We start from the raw sequence: 18,317 nt of genomic DNA, 5'->3' as shown, positions 1-18,317 counted from the left end.
GAGCGTCCGGCGTGCGCCGCCAACTTCTCTTGCGCGTGCGGCCCTTACAGCGTTTTCGAACCGGCAGAATCCGACCAGGCATTGCCGCCGCCGTTATCGAGATGGGAAGCCATGGGGACGGCGGCGTAGCGGTTTCTTAAGCGGGTGGCCGTCAATGCATCCGGCGGGTGCCATGTTCGCCTCGTCGCATCGGCCGTCGTCTTCATTGCCCGCCTGTCGAACTTCTCCGCCTCTGCCTTCACCCGGCCGTACGTCTTGAGGTCGTCGACGTTGGCGAACGCTGCCGCGCTTTTCCAGAGCAATTCGGAGATCGATGTGGCGTCGGTCAGGCCCTGCGGTGCGTGCCCCGCGAGCGCATGCCACACCTGACCGAGCGTCGCCATCATGTGCGTCTCTCCCTTGGCGCCTTTGACTCCCTTGGCTTGCTTGATGTCTGCCACAGGACGAGCGTCGATGCATCGTTCCGTCAATGCGCACCAGGTTCGCCAACTTTGAAGGTCCGGGCTTCGCGCGGCTTCGCTTGCGACCGGGCTTCCGACTTCGCTGCCGGTTCCACGCCCGACTTCCCTGACGAATTTTTCCGCCATCGACGTCCGGCTACCTTGTGAAGCATGCACGCCGTCCTCGTCCTTGCAGCGCAGGAACCAACGTCGCGTCTGAGCCGGTGTCAGGGCACCCTGTCCGTCTCCGAAGCACGATGCCCCCAACGCCATGCGCAAGTCGATACCCGGAAAGGTCAGAACAATCTGGAGATGCGTTCCCAACGTCGCCCCGTCGAGCATGGTGGCCCGCTGCCCGCAGGGGATCGCGTTAAGCAACAGCAAGGCCGATTGGTCGGCCAGGTCCAGCTTGCCCGCGCGCTGCAGGTAATCCCGGCCACTGCCGATGGACGCCACATGGCAAAGCGCTGCGGCGTACAGAAGATCCGCCTTCCGATTACCCACCAGGGCGCTCGACACCAGATCGAGTGGCCCCATCGATCGAAAGCGTTTCAGGAAATCGGCAAACACTCGGTCGGGCAGGTCGAATCCACCGAGACACTGGCGGTTGAATTCATTGAGTATCGCCAGTCGGCGCTCGCTCGGGTGCGTGCTCGGAAAGGGCGAGGTGTGGAAGTTCGCGCGTGCGGCGCTGAAGATCGACTGCATTGTCGGATTCGGTTGCAGGTTGTGTCGCCGGGACGGGCAACGCGGTGTGTCGCGCCGACATCGTGCTGACATTGTGTTCGACGGTTCCGGTGCCGCGCGCCGGCCCTGAAGTGCCTGACGTGTCTAATGCGCCCAGTGCGGCGAATGCATCGAACGCATCGAATGCGCCGAACATGTCCCACGAGAATTGCGCGTCGGATCGACCCGCCAGATTGAGTTCCCCCCGGATAGCCTCCAGTTCCGCGCCGACCTACTCGACGCGGGCACGCAGGTTCTCCGTAAATGTCGCGGCATCGCTCTGCCGCAGTGTTTCCACGAGTTGTGTGACCTCACGCTCCGCTGCGGCGTTGTCGTCCCGTCTGCACGCATCGATCGCAAGTTCGTAGCACTTCATCGCCTCGGCCCGCCGCTCGGTCCATAGCGCTTTGATCGCGTGAACCAGCTTGATGTTTGCCGAGCGGTAACAGTTGCTCGCCAGGTCGTACTCGCCATTCGCCTTGTGGTGGCTGGCCAGATCGAGATACGCCTGCCCGCAACCGCGCCAATCGCTCGCGGCGCAATACGCGTCGACGCAGTATTTCATTGCCTCGTGCACGGAAAACGGCTCGGGGTCCCGATACAGGTCTCCGGACATGCGACGAACCAGCCCTCTGAGGGCATCGCCTAACGCCGAATGGATGATCGGGCTGCCGTGCAGACTGCCCACGGTCTTGTCGTCGATGCATTTCCTGATGAGCGCGTACCATGCCTTCCATACCGCCATGTCGGAAATCGACGCCCCGGCGTTTTGCATCTCGGCCGCGAACTTCTCCAGCAAGGTCGTGCCGTCCGCCTGCATCTCGACGAGGAGCAACTTGGCGTCGCTGACCGACAACGCGTTGGCGCCATCGCCGAAACAGGCCGCCCCCGGGGAGATCCGCAGGTCAAGTGTGGGCAAGGTCATGACGATCATGCATCGATCGCCGATCTCGGCATTGGCGAGCATGCGTCTCAGCGTGTCGTGCGGAATGGCGCTCAGGAGCGCCGCCGAGTCGTCATCGGCAAGACGAAGATCGCCTCGGGCATTCAGGTAGTCCCGACCGAGCCCGGAAGACGCCACGTGGCAAAGCGCCGCACAGGACAACAATCGCTTCTTGTTGTCCCGGCCCAGCGATTGCACCATGGCATCGAGCGGGCCCAGATACCAGAAGTTCTCCATGAATCGCCTGAACTGAAGCGCCGTCGGACGCTGGCCGTTCTCGAGAATCTCGTTGTACTGCGCCAGCACGGCGACACGTTCGTCGCTCAGACGCATGCCCGGGTAGCCGCTCACCGGGAAGTTCCTGACAGCGGCCTCGATCGAATTTTCCATGGACGGTGACTCGTCGGCAGATGCGATTCGGGCAGTCTGCGCCTGACACCGGACGGCCACCTTTCATTTTTCGCCACCGTCGGCTTCGCCTTTTGCCCATCCCTCATGGGAAGCCGACGGCCCGCGCAAGCCGTGCAAGACCCGACATGACTCCGGCACGATGTTTAGAACACCGCGTCGAGCTTGCGCACCCAGCTCGCATGCTGGCGATGGAACGACGTGGTCATCATTAGCGGCCCACGGGTCTCTGCGAGCCGGAGCACATCGGCCGCCAACCGTTGTGCCTCGTCGGGCAAGTTAGCGTTTCCATATGCCGCATACAATCGCTCCCCGGTACGCGACAGGAAATCAAAGTCGCTCACGGCGACCAATTGGTCGAAATGCCCCTGTGCCCGCTGCAACCATTGTCTGGCCGCGTACGGCTCGTTCGCCTTTTCGAGACATCGCGCCGCAGCGATGGACTCGTGAACGGCGAGGCGCGTCAGCACCTGCGGGCTGTCGTCGTGCGAATGCATGCCGGGGTTGCTCGCCTGATCGGCATAGTGCGCTGCCAGCGAACAGCGCATTTGCGCCGCATTCCCCCAGTCCTCCTGCCTTTCCAACAGCCGGGCGCAGCGACTCAGCGCCGACGCAATCTCCTGCGCATTTTCCATCGACCGGGCAGCCGACAAATACACGGTCGCGAGATCCCGGACATCCGTCGTCTGCGCTGCGTTGTAAAACGCCGAACACTGGCTCATTCCGGCGAGCAGCGCATACCAGAGTGCATTGCAGGTGGCGTCTCCGACACCGTTGTGCTCGCTGGCCACGCGATCGGCAACGCGCCCGAGCAACGTTCGGGAGGTGTCGTCCGTGGCAAGCAACATGCTGGCCACTGCCTCGTGCGACAGCAGGCCGGGACATTCGACACACACCGTCGTGAGGGGCAGATGGAGTCCGGTATCGCCAATGCTCATGAGGATCATCCCGTCCTCACTCAGTGTCGGATTTCCGAGCATGTGAGCGCGCGCGCCTTCGTCGAGCTCCATTAACAGCAGGACGACGTGCTCGTGAAACGAACGGTCACCGAACGATGACTGCGCGTCCCAGAGAAACTCGCGTCCCGCCGGAAACGATGCGATATGACAAATCGCCACGGCGTTGAGAATCTCCCGCTTCGCCCCGGACCGAAAGAAAAGATCGGCGAGCGCATCCCACCACCCCATTCTCGTGAAATCGGAAAGGAACGTGCGGAACAGTTCGGGCGACGCGTGCTCCGGTTGACTGGCGAGCGTATTGAACTTGGCCAGCGCATCCGCGCGTCGAGTACTCAGATCCTTCTCGGGATAACTCGGGAACGGGAATTGGGCGTGCGTGAGATTCGTTAAGGAGATCGAGTTGAGCGGATTCATGATCGCGGTGACATCCATAAAATACGACCGCTTCAGATTAGCCTCCGCTCACCGGTACGCCCTTTCGAAATTCGGCTGGCCCGGGCTGGGCGATGACTCGATGCACGCCGCCTGCAATGCCTCGCGCAGACCCGCAATTTCGGCGTCCGATAGTACCCCGATGAAGACCATCGACGAGGGTTGCAACGCCATGTCCGGATGTCGGGTAAAGCTCACACGCGAACCGACGACATGGACCTCGCTCATGCCCGCCGAAGCGAGATTCGAAGCGAGATTCACGAACCCTTTCGCTCGCAGCAACTTTCCGGGATACCGCGCGAACGCCGCTTTCAGGTGAGCGCGTTCCATCTCACCTGCCGCGTTCCAGACGAAACTGCGCAGCCCTGCGGGCAACGTGCGATGCGCCCCCTCGAGCGGTCTCGGACGAAATGCGTCCGAAGGCGGCAGTGCATGATCGGGGAACAGAATCGCCGGTGGTACGACGCCCCGGTCCGATGTCACGACGACCTGCGTCGCGCCGAGTTCAGCGAGCCGCGACCTGATCGAGCACAGCGCCTCTGGCGAAACGAGATCCGTCTTCGTCATCACCAGCGTACTCGCCGACAGGATCTGCTTCGTGGCAATGTCGCCGACGTAGCGGTCCGCCAGGGTTTGCGCAATGCCACTCGCGTCCACGGCCACGACAACGCCATGAAGCCGGAACGCCTTGTCCAGGAGTCCGACCTGTGCGATTCGCATCGGGTCGGACACGCCGCTCGCCTCGATCACCAGCAGGTCCGGGCGAACGTCGCGCTCCCCGATCGCAATCAGCGTTTCGACGAGACGGCCGCCGATCGTGCAACACACGCAGCCGTTCTCCAGTCCGATGACGTCGTCGCCGCGCTCCCGAATGAGCGAGGCGTCGACATTGATCGAGCCGAAGTCGTTCACGAGCACCGTCACGCGCAGACCGTCAGCATTGCGCAGCAGCGCGTTGACGATGGTCGTTTTGCCGGCGCCGAGATATCCGCCGAGCACGATCATCGGTACCGGTGGCCGGGCGGCAGTCGCCACGGATGTCGTCCCGGCACTCACAGTCGTCGCCCCGGTCATCATGCGGGCGCGCGAAAAATCTCGCCACCGAGCACCGTGCCCCACACCGGCATCTGACGCAGGTCGTCGATGGGCGCCTCGTGCGGATCGGTGTCCAGCACGGCGAAGTCGGCATATTTGCCTACTTCGATACTGCCGATCAGATGATCCATGCCCAGCGAGAACGCGGCGCCAAGCGTGATGGCGCGCAACGCGTCGTCGACCGGCAATCGCAACGACTCGCCCAGCACACGCCCCGAAGATGTCTCGCGCTTTGCCGCACACCACGCGGTGAACAGCGGATTGAGTTGCGTGATCGGGGCATCCGAGTGCAGTGCGAACGGCAGGCCGATCCGACGTGCGATCTCGGCGGCGTCCATGCGATTGGCGCGATCCGGGCCCATCGTCTGTGCGTAATGCGCGTCGCCCCAGTAATACACATGGTTCGCGAAGAAATTCACGCACATGCCGAGTCGCTGCGCCCGCGTGAGTTGCGCGACGTCGGCCATCTGGCAGTGCTGCAACGTATGACGGTGATCCGACCGGGGATGCGTCTGAAGCAACGCGTCGATGGCATCGAGCACCGCCTCCGTCGCTTCGTCTCCATTCGTATGGATGTGCAACTGCAATCCTGCCGCGTGAAACGGCAGGAACGTCTCGACCAGTTGAGCGGGCGCAATGAGCCACAGCCCATTCGGCTTGCCGTTGTGATAGCCGGGCCAGCGCAGACGCGCGGTGAACCCCTGAATCGATCCGTCGACGATGAACTTGACCGGCCCGTAGTGCAGCTTGTCCGTATTGCCCTCACGCGCATCGATCACCCGCTGCGGGCCGCCCTCGGGGCAGCGTTGCGGCGCGAATGCCGGGACGATGCGTATGGGGTATTGCGGATCGGCCGTCGCCGCGTGCAGGTTGGCATTGCCCGAGGGTGTCAGGTCGTTCACGAGGTCGGTGGCAGTCGTCACCCCGGCCAGTTGCGCCACGCGTGCGAAATTCCAGATCGCACGCGGACTCTCGCTTGCGGCGATCGACAAGCCTTCACCGATCACGCGATATACCGGGAACATTGCCGCGAATTCCTGCAACTCGCCAGTCGGTTCGCCATCCGCGCCGATCACAACGCCTTCGACGTCGGTATCGCCGTCGATACCGGCAAGTTCGAGCATCGGCGTGTTGACGTTCATCAGATGGACGCTCGCGTGCAGAATCGCAATGGCCCGTGTGATCGACACCGAATCGATATCGCGCGCGACCAGCGGTGTGCCCTCGAAGAAGATCGGATCGTAGCCCCACGCGAGCAGTGGCTTATGGGTATCGGTCATGCGCCGCTCGGCGTCGCGAAGCCGGGCGAGAACCTCTGCGGGCGTCTTCAATCCCTCCCACAGTCGACCGTCCGGGCCACGCCGGTCGTAGTAGCCGACATAGACGGCGTCCCACATCGCGCCTTCCATCAGATGGCAATGCCCTTCGACCAGACCGGGCATGAGGACTTTGTCGCGCAGTGTTTCGATGGCGGCAGCGTCGGTCCAGCGGCGCATGTCTTCGGGTCCGCCCACGGCGAGAATCCGGCCATCGCACACGGCAACGTGGGTCGCCACCGGCTGCGCCGGGTTCATCGTCACGATCTTTCGGGCGACGTACACGCGAATGTCGTCGCGGCTTCCCGAGGAGGTGTCCTTGTTTGTCATCCTGTCCGTCATGGTTATTTCTTGGAGGGGGAAAGCGCACCGACGCCCGCGTCCATGGCGTGCGCACGGTTGCCGCCGAGCAGCCCATGGAGCGCCGACATCACCACGACGTTGACGATCAGGCAGATCAGCCCGAGATTCACGCCGCCGAGGTCCGGGTTTTGGTAATAGAGCACGAGCGCCAGCCCCTGACCGGCGAGCACACCGGCGGCCACTGCCGTTGCACGCACGCGCAGGCGAAACACCACGGCGATCACGCCTGGCAGGAACTGCGTCACGCCGTAGTAAGCCATGTTGATGAGCGTGAGCATCAGGTTCGGTGTGAGCAACGTCAGAACGATCGAGCCCAGCAGGTACAGCACGATGACGAGCTTCGAGCTGGCTTTCTGGCGATGCTCCGGCATGCCCGAGAGAATGTTGCGCGTGACGATGGGGCCGAGGGCAAGGCAAATACCGGCGAGCACCAGCAGTCCGGAAAGCGCTGCGCCTGCCGCGACCAGACCGACGAGCCACGACGGCAGCAACTGCGTCACGGCAGCGAAGAAGGCTTCGTTCGGTGAGGTCAGTTGAATGTTCCGGCTGATCGCGTAGTAAGACGCCAGCACGAGGAACGGATACATCAGCATGTACAGCGGCATCGCCACTTGCGTGCGACGAATCGTTGCCGCGCTTTTCGCCGTGAAGAAATTCTGCACGCCGAATGGCATTACGTACATGCCGAGCGACTGGAACACGATCGTCGTCATGGCAAACGTGAGCTGCTGCGTGCTCATGGCATTGCTCACGTGCTCGCTTGCCGCCTGAAACACGGGCGTGACGCCCGCCTCCCACGCGACTGCCACGCCGGTGACGACGATAGCGACAACCATCAGCACGTCCTTGAGCACGGCGATATAGGCCGAAGCGCGCACCCCGGCAATCGCAATGTAGACAAAGGCCAGCATCGCCGAGAAACAGATGAGCCACAGCGGCTGAAAATTCCACCCCAACCCCTTGAGCGCCGCCACCAGTCCGGTGAACTGCAACTGCCCCCACGGCAACAGGAAGACGATGGCCGTCACCGCGACGACCAACTCAAGGAAGCGGCTCTGGAAATGCCCCTTGAACAGATCCGGCAGGGTGATCGCGTTATAGCGCTTGCCCGCGTCCCAGATCTTCGGGCCGAGAAAATAGCCGACGGGATACGCCAGCAGGATGTAGCCGAGGAACCACACGCCATACGTGGGCCCCTTGGCATAAATGCCGCCCGGAAACCCTACCATCGTGCCGATGCTGTAGATCTCGCCGGCCGCGAGAAAGAACACCAGCCACGCACCGAACTGACGTGACGCAACGAAAAAGTCGTGAACGCTTTGCGGACCACGTCCACCACGCGCTCGCAAAGCGAGATAAACCGACAACAGAATGAAGCCGGCAAAGATGAGGGTTGCCATCAACGCAATCTCCGAGTTAGCGGATTTCGCAGGTGTTTCAGGTTTGCGAAGTTGTAGGTATGTGCAGGAGAACGACGGGGGCGGCGATCAGGCCGGGTCCTCGACGATGTGCCGGTCGAACAGCGTCCAGCACAGCCACAGGCAAACCGATGTGAGCACGAACCACAGGAAGATCCAGCCGTAGATGAACGGCACGCCCAGCACATACCGCTCGACGGATGCGGCCCATGGCAACAGACCCACGACACCGAGATACGGCAACCCAAGACCTATCAGCAATCTCAACATGTTCTGTCTCCGCTTCGCGACGCATCATTCGCATTGTTCGCATCGTTCGCATCGGCCACGCCGCCGGATGGCGGCCAGTGGTCTGCTGTCTGGCCCAGTATCCCCAGCCAAAATTCGCGCCGTTTAGAGCCACATCGCAGGAAAGTGTGGTGCCAGGCAGAGACTTCGTCGTCGCCGAAAACGCTGCCGTGGTGCCGCTTCGCGCTGGCACCATCACAAGTCGGCGGTGGTACTAATCCGGGAAAAATGTTCTTGGCAGTATTGGCTCATTTTCGTCAGGAGCCTAACGTGGGTACGATTGAATCCTTCGCGCTGGATCGTCGCTCCGCATCGCCATACGATCCGCTTTACGATCCGTTAGTCTCATCCGGGCCCGGTCTGGGCATGGACTACGCACCCACTTACTGGGTGGCCACGGCGGGCGAGCCGCCGGAAGACGACGGGCCGCTCCCCGGCGATGCCGACGTCGACGTGGTCATCGTCGGCGCCGGCTTCACCGGACTGTCCACCGCGCTGTTTCTCGCACGTGAGCACGGCATTCGCGCGACCGTGCTCGAAGCCAACCAGACGTGCTGGGGATGCACGAGCCGCAATGGCGGCCAGGGACAAAATGCCAGCGGGCGTCTCTATCGCTCGCAATGGATCGACCGCTGGGGCAAGGAGACGGCGTTGCGTCTGGACGCCGAAATCCGAGAAGGTTTCAACACGTTCAAATCGCTGATTGCCGAGGTGCCCGAGTGCGATCCGCAACCGGGCGGACATCTCTACATCGCGCACCGTGCGCGCAAGATGGACTTCCTGCGCAATGAAGCGAAGGTCATGCGCGACGTGTTCGGCTACGACACACGCATCCTCTCGCGCGAGGAAGTGAGCGAGCAATATGTCGACGACCGGGAAAGTTGCGGCGCGCTGCACGAGCCCGACGGCATCGGCGTGCATCCGCTCAAGCTCGCCTTCGGCTATCTGCGCATGGCGCGAGCGCTGGGCGCGCGCGTGCATCCGTCGACACCCGTGCTCGACGTGCAGACGATCAACGGCGTGCATCACGTGCGCACGCCGCGCGGGGTGGTCCGCGCGCGGGCCGTCGCGTTCGCCACCGGCGGCTATACGCGCAACGACGTCACCAAAGCGCTGCGCTCGAAGATCATGCCGATTCTGTCGAATTCGCTTGTCACGCGCGTGCTCACGCCGGACGAGATCGCGGCGACCAACTTTCGCACCCACGAAGTCATCACCGACACGCGCACGCTGCGCTACTACTACCGGCTGCTGCCCGACAACCGCCTGCAGATCGGCAGCCGCAGTTCGATCACCGGCGCCGATGCGCAGAATCCGAAGCATATGGCGGTGCTCGTCGAGGGACTGCATCGCAAGTTTCCCGCGCTCAAAGGCATTCGCATCGATTACTCGTGGTGGGGCTGGGTCGACGTCAGCCACGACATGATGCCGCGCGTAACGCAGCCCGATCCGAAGCAAAACCTCTTCTACGCCGTGGGATACGGCGGCAACGGCGTGTCGTTCTCCGCGCACGCGGGACGCCGACTGGCCCAGCGCATCGCCGGCGAGCGCGATCCGTCGTGGGATCTGCCCATCTACGATTCGGCGCTGCAATACCCGAACGTGTTCGGCACCGTGCAGTGGGAAGGCTTCGCGCCGTTTCGCCGCATCGGCCAACGCTTTCTCTATCAGCGATACCACGCGCAGGACGAAGCGCGTTGATATCCGTTCACCCTCAACCTCCGGAACTTGTCATGACCCCTCAGAACGACGCCGCTGCCAACGACGCTGCGATCAACTTACTCGCGACTTTCAACGATGCCTGGAACCGGCACGACATCGACGCTCTCATGGCCTGCATGACCGAGAACTGCGTGTTTCACGCGGTCGCCGGTCCGGACATGCTCGGGCGCACCTTCGAAGGCCGTGACGCGGTACGCGCCGCGTTCCAGTCCGCGTGGGAGAACTTCCCCGACGCCTCATGGACCGAAGGCGTTCATTTCGTGACGGGAAATCGCGGCGTGTCGGAATCGACATTCCGCGGCACGAAGGCCGACGGCACCCGCATCGAAGCCCGCATGGTCGACGTCTTCACGCTGCGCGACGGGAAGATCGAAGTGAAGAACGCGTTCCGCAAGGACCGTCCGGCGCTCTGATTGCCCCGAAGGCCGCCCGGATTCCCCGCCCCGCCTGCCGGGGCATTTTTTCTGAACACAGGCGCCGTGCTGAATGAAACGAATTTACATTTTTCAATACAAAACGTACCAAATAATAAAAATACCGATTGACCAAGGCAATTTAATCCCCTAGATTTCGATACAAGCAAACTAAATCGGAATTATTTGTTCCGTTTATTTTTCACTGGAGACACCCCATGAATGCCAAAGATCCGGCTTCGGCCACCCAGCAAATGACGGCCTCCGACGCCGGTCCGCAAACGATGACGCCGTCGGAGGCGTTCGTCGAAACGATGGTCGCCAACGGCGTGAGCGAGATGTTCGGCATCATGGGCTCGGCCTTCATGGACGCCATGGACATCTTCGCGCCTGCCGGCATTCGTCTGATTCCGGTGGTGCACGAGCAAGGCGCCGGACACATGGCCGACGGTTACGCCCGCGTGTCGGGCCGCCATGGTGTCGTGATCGGACAGAACGGCCCGGGCATCAGCAACTGCGTGACGGCGATTGCCGCCGCTTACTGGGCGCACAGTCCGGTCGTGATCGTCACGCCGGAAGCGGGCACGATGGGCATCGGTCTGGGCGGTTTCCAGGAAGCGAAGCAACTGCCGATGTTCCAGGAGTTCACGAAGTATCAGGGCCACGTGACGCACCCGGCACGCATGGCCGAATTCACCGGCCGTTGCTTCGATCGCGCCATGGCCGAAATGGGCCCCACGCAGCTCAACATTCCGCGTGACTATTTCTACGGTCAGATCAAGGCCGAGATTCCGCGCCCGCAACGTCTGGACCGCGGCGCCGGCGGCGAAGAGCGCCTGAACGAAGCTGCGGAACTGCTCGCGCAGGCCAAATTCCCGGTCATCATTTCGGGTGGCGGCGTGGTCATGGCCGACGCCGTCGAGGAGTGCAAGGCGCTGGCCGAACGCCTCGGGGCGCCGGTCGTCAACAGCTACCTGCACAACGACTCGTTCCCGGCAAACCATCCGCTGTGGTGCGGCCCGCTCGGCTACCAGGGCTCGAAGGCAGCGATGAAGCTGCTCGCACAGGCGGACGTGGTGGTCGCACTCGGCTCGCGCCTTGGACCGTTCGGCACCCTGCCGCAGCACGGTCTGGATTACTGGCCGAAGCACGCCAAGATCATCCAGATCGACGCCGATCACAAGATGCTGGGCCTCGTGAAGAAGATTTCCGTCGGCATCTGCGGCGACGCCAAGGCGGCGGCCATCGCCCTGTCGCAGCGTCTGGCCGAGCGCGCCCTCGCCTGCGATGCCACGCGCGCTGCACGTGCCGATCAGATCGCTACCGAGAAAGCCGCGTGGGAGAAGGAGCTCGACGAGTGGACCCACGAGCGCGATCCGTACAGCCTCGACATGATCGAAGAGCAGAAGCACGAGAAGACCTTCAACGGCGGTCACTATCTGCATCCGCGTCAGGTGCTGCGCGAGCTGGAAAAGGCGATGCCGGAAGACGTCATGGTCTCCACCGACATCGGCAACATCAACTCGGTGGCCAACAGCTACCTGCGCTTCAACAAGCCGCGCAGCTTCTTCGCCGCCATGAGCTGGGGCAACTGCGGCTACGCGTTCCCGACGATCATCGGCGCGAAGGTTGCGGCGCCGCACCGTCCCGCCATCTCCTATGCCGGCGACGGCGCATGGGGCATGAGCCTGATGGAGACGCTCACGTGCGTGCGCCACAACATTCCGGTCACCGCCGTGGTCTTCCACAACCGTCAGTGGGGTGCGGAGAAGAAAAATCAGGTGGACTTCTATAACCGCCGTTTCGTCGCCGGTGAACTGGAAAGCCCGAGCTTCGCCAATATCGCGCGGGCGATGGGCGCCGAAGGCATCGTGGTCGACCGTCTGGAAGATGTCGGCCCGGCACTCAAGAAGGCCATCGACCTCCAGATGAATCACGGCAAGACGACCATCATCGAAATCATGTGCACGCGCGAACTGGGCGATCCGTTCCGCCGCGACGCCCTCTCCAAGCCGGTGCGCATGCTCGACAAGTACAAGGACTACGTCTGACGCGGTAGCGGTTTCTCGTGTGACAGCGCTCCCGGCTCTGTGGGTGCCGGGGGCGCTTTTTTTCTTCAGACGACATCATGAAAGCCATCAACCGCATCATCGATACCGCGCGCCGCGCACCGATGCGCATCGTGTTGTGCGAGTCGGACGACGAACGCGTGCTGCGCGCCGCCGCACGCGCCACGCAGGAGAAAATTGCGCGTATCGTGCTGGTCGGCGACATCGGCAAGACACAGCGCGCCGCCGACGCCGCACGCATCGATCTCGCCGGTATGGAACTGATCGATCCGGCAACGTCGGACATGACAGAAGCGTTCTCTCACATCTGGTATGGCATTCGTTCGAAAAAGGGGATGACGCGCGAACAGGCCGCCGACGAAATGCGCACGCCACTGGGCTTTGCCAACATGATGGTGCGCCTCGGTCACGCAGACGGCTCGGTCGCAGGTGCGGTCCACACGACCGCCGACGTGGTGCGAATGGCGATTCAGATCATCGGCGTGCAACCGTCGTTCCAGCTGGTGTCGAGCTTCTTCCTGATGATGCTGTGCGAGCCGTTCCATACCATGAAGGGCGGGCTGATCTTCTCGGACTGTGCGCTGGTCGTCGACCCCGATGCCGCGCAACTCGCACAGATCGCGATGGCGGCTGCCGACAGCGCCAGTGCGCTGCTCATGGAACCACCACGCGTGGCAATGCTGTCGTTCTCGACCAGTGGCAGCGCGAAGCATGCGGCAGTCGACAAGGTGGTGGAAGCCACCCGCCTCGTCAAGGCAGCCCGACCGCAACTTGCCATCGATGGCGACGTGCAGCTCGATGCGGCCATCGTCGAAGAGATCGCGCAACGCAAGGTCGTGCATTCGCAAACCGAAGGACACGCCAACACCCTCATTTTCCCGAGTCTCGACGCCGGCAACATCGGCTACAAACTGGCGGAACGCATTGGCGGCGCAAAGGCGATCGGCCCGCTGTTGCAAGGGCTGAATCGCCCGGCGAACGATCTCTCGCGCGGATGCAGCGCGGACGACATCTATTACGTGATCGGCGTGACCTGCGTGCAGGCACAGGCGGCACGCGCGAAGCTGACCGGGATCTCGCCGCTCGCGATCCGGGCATGACGTGGCAGGTGGTTCAGGCGTCGCTGCCATTGATGCTGCTGCTGGGCTTTGCGACGTATTTCCAGACCGTGACCGGCTTCGGGCTGGGCATGATCGTGCTGGGTGGCGCGAGCGGATTCGGGCTGGCGCCGGTCGCGAGCGTCGCCATTCTGGTGAGCCTGGTGACGCTCGTGAACAGCGCGCTCGCATTGCCGGGCACGTTGCATCTCATCGACTGGCGTGCCGTGCGCGCGGCAACGCTGGGCATTGTGCCCTCCGTCGTCATAGGCGTGCTGCTCTTCGATTATCTGAACGGCACGGCGTCCAACGTGTTGCATCTGCTGCTGGGCGCAGTCGTGCTCTACGGCGGGATCGGGTCGGCGATCAGACCCGCACCGCAGTCCGAACGCTCGGGCGACGCGGGTTTTTTCTTCAGCGGCATCTTCGGTGGGTTGCTCAGCGGCATGTTCGGCATCTCCGGCCCCCCGCTGATCTTCTATTTCTACCGCCAGCCGCTCACCCTCGTGCAGATTCGCTGCGCCCTGATCCTGCTCTTCGCGGTGACCGCGTCGATCCGTACCGGTTACAGCGCCATCGCCGGACAAATTCCTGCCGCCATGGGATGGCAGGCAGCGATCGCGGTGCCCGTCGTCACGCTGGCCACCCTGTTCGCCAGACGCCATCCGCCGCCGCTCTCAGCCACCATGACACGACGCCTCGCTTTTCTCACGCTGATCTTGCTTGGCGCGCATCTGATGGTCGGCGCGGTGATCGAGATGATGTGATGGGTTGCGCCAGCGCCGAACGTGCATATCGTACATATCGCGCTCGTGCATGCTCACACCGCGCTCACCCTGCGCTCACGTAGCGCTCACGTGGTGTTCACGTGGCGCTTAAGCAGAACTTAGGCCCCCGTGCGTCGGCCGCCGCGACCGATCCAGTCGACGAGCTTCGCAAGCATCGTCATGTCGGGAGTTTTCGTCAGATCGAGCGCTACCGAGTTTCGGTAGTACGGACTGAGGTCGAGGCCCACGCCGAGTCCCATCACCTCCACGTCGCCTCGCGCGTGTTGTTGCGCGACGACTTCGCGTAGGTGGTGGTCGAGGTAATGCACGTCGTTGACCTGATTCGTGGCGGCGTCCATCGGGCTGCCGTCGGAAATCACGATGAGCAGCCGCCGATTCGCGCTGCGCACGCGCAGCCGCTCGCATGCCCACTCGACGGCCTCGCCGTCCACGCCCTCGCGAAACAGATCTGCCTTGAACAGCGCCGCGATGTCGGTGCGCGCACGCCGCCAGCTCGTCACGGCGTCTTTGAAAATCAGGTGCGAGACTTCGTTCAGACGCCCGGGAAAGCGCGGCTTGCCGCGCGCGAGCCAGTCGGTGCGGGCGCGCCCGCCGTTCCACGCACCGGTCGTGAACCCAAGGATTTCATTGGCGACACCTGCCGCATCCAGCGCGCGCGAAAGCACGTCGACAATCATCGCCACGGCGTCGATCTGCGCCTTCATCGAGCCCGAACAGTCGATGAGAAAGCTCACCATCGATTCGGCGATCAGGGTGTGTTTTTCCAGCCGGAAGAGCCGCCGCTCGGCAGGTGAACTGACGAGTTGCGCAAGACGCCGTCCGTCGATACGTCCCTGCTCCTCGCCAAACGACCAGCCGTCACGCTGCGGCACGGCCAGCGCCGCCTTGAGTGCGCGCGCCAGCCTGGGCACATTGATCGCCTGTGCGACGATGCGCTCATCGAGCCGTTCCCGGAATTCGGTGAGCAACGCGCGACGCACCAGTGCTCCCGCGTACCCCTCGCGGTCGTAACGATTCGTGAAGACGCGATACCCCTGCTCGGACGCCGTCAGCACGCGGCTGTCGCCCGAGTGCGCGAGCGTGATGCCATCGTCCTCCTGCTCGTCGAAGTCGAGAAACAGCGAGAAGGCATTGCGCACGCCCTTCTCGTCTTCATCGTCCTGGGTATCGTCGTCGCGGGATTCACCCCCGGCCGCGCGAATCAAGCCCGCAATGTCGGACGCCAGTTCGCGCGCGTAAGGGGCGAACGCCGCCTGATCGGCGCGCGTGAGGCGCATGCCGGCGAGCGCGCCGCCAATGCGCGGTGCGACGGCCATGCGCGTGGCTTCGATCAATCCTTCCGTCTCGTCGATGACGGGATAGCCGGTCAGCCGCGACCAGCTCATCTGTGCAACGGTGTACAGCAGCAGGCCGACGTGGCTCTCCGTCACGCCGGACGCATGCATTGCGCGCGACCACGCTTCGAAGCGCTCGCGCAGATTGATCGCAACGCCGGGCATGCCGGCCGGGATGAGCGTCTCGCATCGCAACTGCTCCAGCAGTTCGAAGAGCAGGCGCTCGATCGGTGCGTCCGGTTGCATGCTGCGATGCAGTTCGGCGTCGCTGTGACGCAATCGCAGGGCCGCGCCGTCCGCCGCACCGCGCAAGGTCGCCAACTGATCGGCAGGCCCCGGCAGCATTTGCAGATGCGGCGCATGCAGCGGCAACGCCCGCATGTTCCGGCACAGGCGCGCGCCGCTGTAGTGCAGCGCGGCGTCGCCGGTCATCGCCCGCACGGTTGCGGCGCAAAGCGCTTCGCCGCGCGCGGCGCGCCGTGCCGCCTCGCGCTCCGAGATCGTCATGACGCATCGGCCAGCGACGAGCGGCCACCGTCGGTCAGCGGCAACGCCTGCCCAAACGCGCGCTGGTAATACTCCGCCACCACGGCACGTTCCGCCTCGTCGCACTTGTTCAGGAACGTGAGACGGAACGCGAGCGCCGCATCGCGGAAGATACCCACGTTCTCCGCCCAGTTGATGACCGTGCGCGGCGACATGAGCGTGGACAAGTCCCCCGTGGCGAAACCCTTGCGCGTGAGTTCGGCCACGCTGAGCATCGATTCGATGAGCGTTCGTCCCGCCTCGTCGTCGAGCGCAGGCACGCGCGCCAGCACAATGCCGGCTTCGTCCTCACGCGACAGGTAATTGAGCGTCGCGACGACATTCCAGCGGTCGATCTGCGCGTGGTTGAGCACCTGCGTGCCGTGATACAGGCCGTTGAGATTGCCCAAACCGACGGTGTTCGTCGTCGCAAACATGCGAAAACCGGGGTGCGGATGAATCACGCGATTCTGGTCGAGCAGCGTGAACTTCCCATCGCGCTCGAGAATGCGCTGGATGACGAACATCACATCGGGGCGACCCGCGTCGTACTCGTCGAAGATCAGTGCGACCGGGCGTTGCAGCGCCCACGGCACGATGCCTTCCTGAAACTCGGTGACCTGATGGCCGTCGCGCACCACGATGGCGTCCTTGCCCACGAGATCGAGACGGCTGATGTGGCCATCGAGATTCGCGCGCACGCACGGCCAGTTCAGACGCGCAGCGACTTGTTCGATGTGCGTGGATTTGCCGGTGCCGTGCATGCCCTGCACCATCACCCGGCGGTTGTTCGTGAAGCCGGCAAGGATCGCCAGCGTCACATCGGGATTGAAACGGTAGGCGGTGTCGATCTCGGGCACGTGATCGTCGCGCTCGCTGAACGCCGGTACCTGAAGATCGGTGTCGATGCCGAACACGGTGCGGGCATCGACGGTGTGATCCGGCTGTTGGGTTGCGGTCTGCATCACGGCGTCTCCATCCATTTCCAAAACGGTGTCAGCGCATCATAGCGTTAACCATTTTTAGAAACAATTTGTTCCGAATAATTAAAACACTGATTGACGCTGTACGGAGGCTCGTCTAGATTCGGATGAACTGAAACGCATCGGAAACCTCGCCAATGCCGGTCGACAACCTGTTTGGGTACAATACCGCTGATCCATTTTCCGGAACGGCGCATATGAACGACGCAGCGATTCAGCACGACTCCCCATCGGACAACAAAGCGGATACCCCGACACTGCGGGCATTCGCGCTGCTGGAGTATCTCGTCGCTGCCGACGCGCCGGTCTCGCTCGCCGATATGGCGCACGACATTCAGATGCCGAAGGCGTCGCTGCACCGCATGCTCGGATCGCTCGAAGCGGGCGGTCTGGTGATTCGCGAACCGGGGCAGAAGAACGCCTATGTGATCGGCCCGCGACTTGCGCAACTGAGTCTGGGCGTGATGATGCAGGCGGGCGCACGCCGCATGCGCCACGCCATTCTCGGCCGTCTCGTGGCCGACCTCGGCGAGACCTGCAACCTCACGATGCTGCATGAAACCGAGGTGCTTTACCTCGACCGCATGGAAGCGCCGTGGCCGCTGCGTCTCGATCTGAAACCCGGCTCGCACGTGCCCGCGCACAGCAGCGCGAGCGGCAAGCTGCTGTTGGCGATGTTGCCCCGCGAGCAGCGCGCCGCGCTGCTTCGCGCGATGAAACTCCAGCGCTTTACCCCCAACACGCTGACCGACCCCGAGTTGCTGGAAAGCGAACTCGACCGCATCGCGCACAAGGGCATTGCCGTCGATAACGAGGAATTCGTGCTCGGTATTGCCTGTGTCGCCGCGCCCGTGCTCAAGGAAGACGGCGCCTGTATCGCCGCCGTGGCGGTGCACGCGCCGGTGTCGCGCACGTCGCTGTCGAAAGCGATGGAATTCGTGCCGCGACTTCAGGAAGCCGCCAAGGAACTCGCGAAGACGTTCTGAGCTGTCAGGCGT

15 protein-coding genes are annotated in these 18,317 nt (G+C 63.2%); 6 read left to right on the top strand and 9 right to left on the bottom strand.

The genetic code is table 11. The features are described from left to right. Positions 1-44: 44 nt before the first annotated feature. From PCA31118_RS09965 to PCA31118_RS09935, 7 genes are all read right to left on the bottom strand, one after another. Positions 45-1,148: a hypothetical protein gene (locus PCA31118_RS09965; RefSeq protein ID WP_150625033.1), complete on the bottom strand. Its 1,104-nt coding sequence runs from the start codon at positions 1,146-1,148 to the stop codon at positions 45-47. Positions 1,149-1,398: 250 nt separating this feature from the next. After that, positions 1,399-2,499 carry a hypothetical protein gene (locus PCA31118_RS09960; RefSeq protein ID WP_150625032.1) on the bottom strand — a complete coding sequence of 367 codons (1,101 nt, stop codon included), beginning with the start codon at positions 2,497-2,499 and terminating at the stop codon, positions 1,399-1,401. Positions 2,500-2,663: 164 nt separating this feature from the next. Then, positions 2,664-3,890 carry a hypothetical protein gene (locus PCA31118_RS09955; protein ID WP_150625031.1) on the bottom strand — a complete coding sequence of 409 codons (1,227 nt, stop codon included), beginning with the start codon at positions 3,888-3,890 and terminating at the stop codon, positions 2,664-2,666. Positions 3,891-3,938: 48 nt separating this feature from the next. Continuing rightward, a complete protein-coding gene (locus tag PCA31118_RS09950; RefSeq protein ID WP_246190156.1) occupies positions 3,939-4,943 on the bottom strand; it encodes a CobW family GTP-binding protein in 1,005 nt (334 codons plus the stop codon). A gap of 38 nt (positions 4,944-4,981) precedes the next feature. Then, positions 4,982-6,649: an amidohydrolase gene (locus PCA31118_RS09945; RefSeq protein WP_150625208.1), complete on the bottom strand. Its 1,668-nt coding sequence runs from the start codon at positions 6,647-6,649 to the stop codon at positions 4,982-4,984. Between the two features lie 14 nt (positions 6,650-6,663). Beyond that, positions 6,664-8,082, bottom strand: a complete 1,419-nt coding sequence (locus PCA31118_RS09940; RefSeq protein ID WP_150625030.1) for a sodium:solute symporter family protein — start codon at positions 8,080-8,082, stop codon at positions 6,664-6,666. 87 nt (positions 8,083-8,169) lie between these two features. After that, a complete protein-coding gene (locus tag PCA31118_RS09935) occupies positions 8,170-8,370 on the bottom strand; it encodes a DUF3311 domain-containing protein (RefSeq protein ID WP_039395941.1) in 201 nt (66 codons plus the stop codon). A 288-nt stretch (positions 8,371-8,658) separates the two neighbouring features. On the opposite strand from PCA31118_RS09935, the gene PCA31118_RS09930 reads away from it, so the two are divergent. The 5 genes from PCA31118_RS09930 (at position 8,659) to PCA31118_RS09910 (ending at position 14,456) form a co-directional block, all read left to right on the top strand. Continuing rightward, positions 8,659-10,089 (top strand): NAD(P)/FAD-dependent oxidoreductase, encoded by a 1,431-nt coding sequence (locus PCA31118_RS09930; protein WP_174990412.1) that lies wholly within the window; start codon positions 8,659-8,661, stop codon positions 10,087-10,089. Positions 10,090-10,121: 32 nt separating this feature from the next. After that, positions 10,122-10,523, top strand: a complete 402-nt coding sequence (locus PCA31118_RS09925; protein WP_150625029.1) for a nuclear transport factor 2 family protein — start codon at positions 10,122-10,124, stop codon at positions 10,521-10,523. Positions 10,524-10,741: 218 nt separating this feature from the next. Continuing rightward, entirely contained in the window at positions 10,742-12,574 is a 1,833-nt protein-coding gene (gene xsc / locus PCA31118_RS09920; RefSeq protein WP_425495329.1) for a sulfoacetaldehyde acetyltransferase, read from the top strand. 77 nt (positions 12,575-12,651) lie between these two features. Further along, the gene (pta, locus tag PCA31118_RS09915) at positions 12,652-13,692 is read left to right on the top strand and encodes a phosphate acetyltransferase (protein WP_150625028.1); all 1,041 of its coding nucleotides are present in this window, start codon (positions 12,652-12,654) and stop codon (positions 13,690-13,692) included. After that, positions 13,689-14,456, top strand: coding sequence for a TSUP family transporter (locus PCA31118_RS09910; protein ID WP_150625027.1), 768 nt, complete (start codon positions 13,689-13,691; stop codon positions 14,454-14,456). The genes pta and PCA31118_RS09910 overlap by 4 nt, the downstream gene beginning before the upstream one ends. A gap of 119 nt (positions 14,457-14,575) precedes the next feature. Here the strand turns inward: PCA31118_RS09910 and PCA31118_RS09905 are convergent, their stop codons facing one another. Beyond that, a complete protein-coding gene (locus PCA31118_RS09905) occupies positions 14,576-16,318 on the bottom strand; it encodes a cobaltochelatase CobT-related protein (RefSeq protein ID WP_150625026.1) in 1,743 nt (580 codons plus the stop codon). Then, positions 16,315-17,301 carry an AAA family ATPase gene (locus PCA31118_RS09900; RefSeq protein WP_150625025.1) on the bottom strand — a complete coding sequence of 329 codons (987 nt, stop codon included), beginning with the start codon at positions 17,299-17,301 and terminating at the stop codon, positions 16,315-16,317. Before PCA31118_RS09900 ends, PCA31118_RS09905 begins: the two co-directional genes overlap by 4 nt. Before the next feature lie 215 nt (positions 17,302-17,516). On the opposite strand from PCA31118_RS09900, the gene PCA31118_RS09895 reads away from it, so the two are divergent. Further along, positions 17,517-18,305: an IclR family transcriptional regulator gene (locus PCA31118_RS09895; RefSeq protein ID WP_150625024.1), complete on the top strand. Its 789-nt coding sequence runs from the start codon at positions 17,517-17,519 to the stop codon at positions 18,303-18,305. Positions 18,306-18,317: the final 12 nt, after the last annotated feature.

Source organism: Pandoraea captiosa (assembly GCF_902459775.1).
GTDB classification, from domain to species: Bacteria; Pseudomonadota; Gammaproteobacteria; order Burkholderiales; family Burkholderiaceae; genus Pandoraea; species Pandoraea captiosa.
This window is presented reverse-complemented; position numbering and strand designations above follow the sequence as displayed.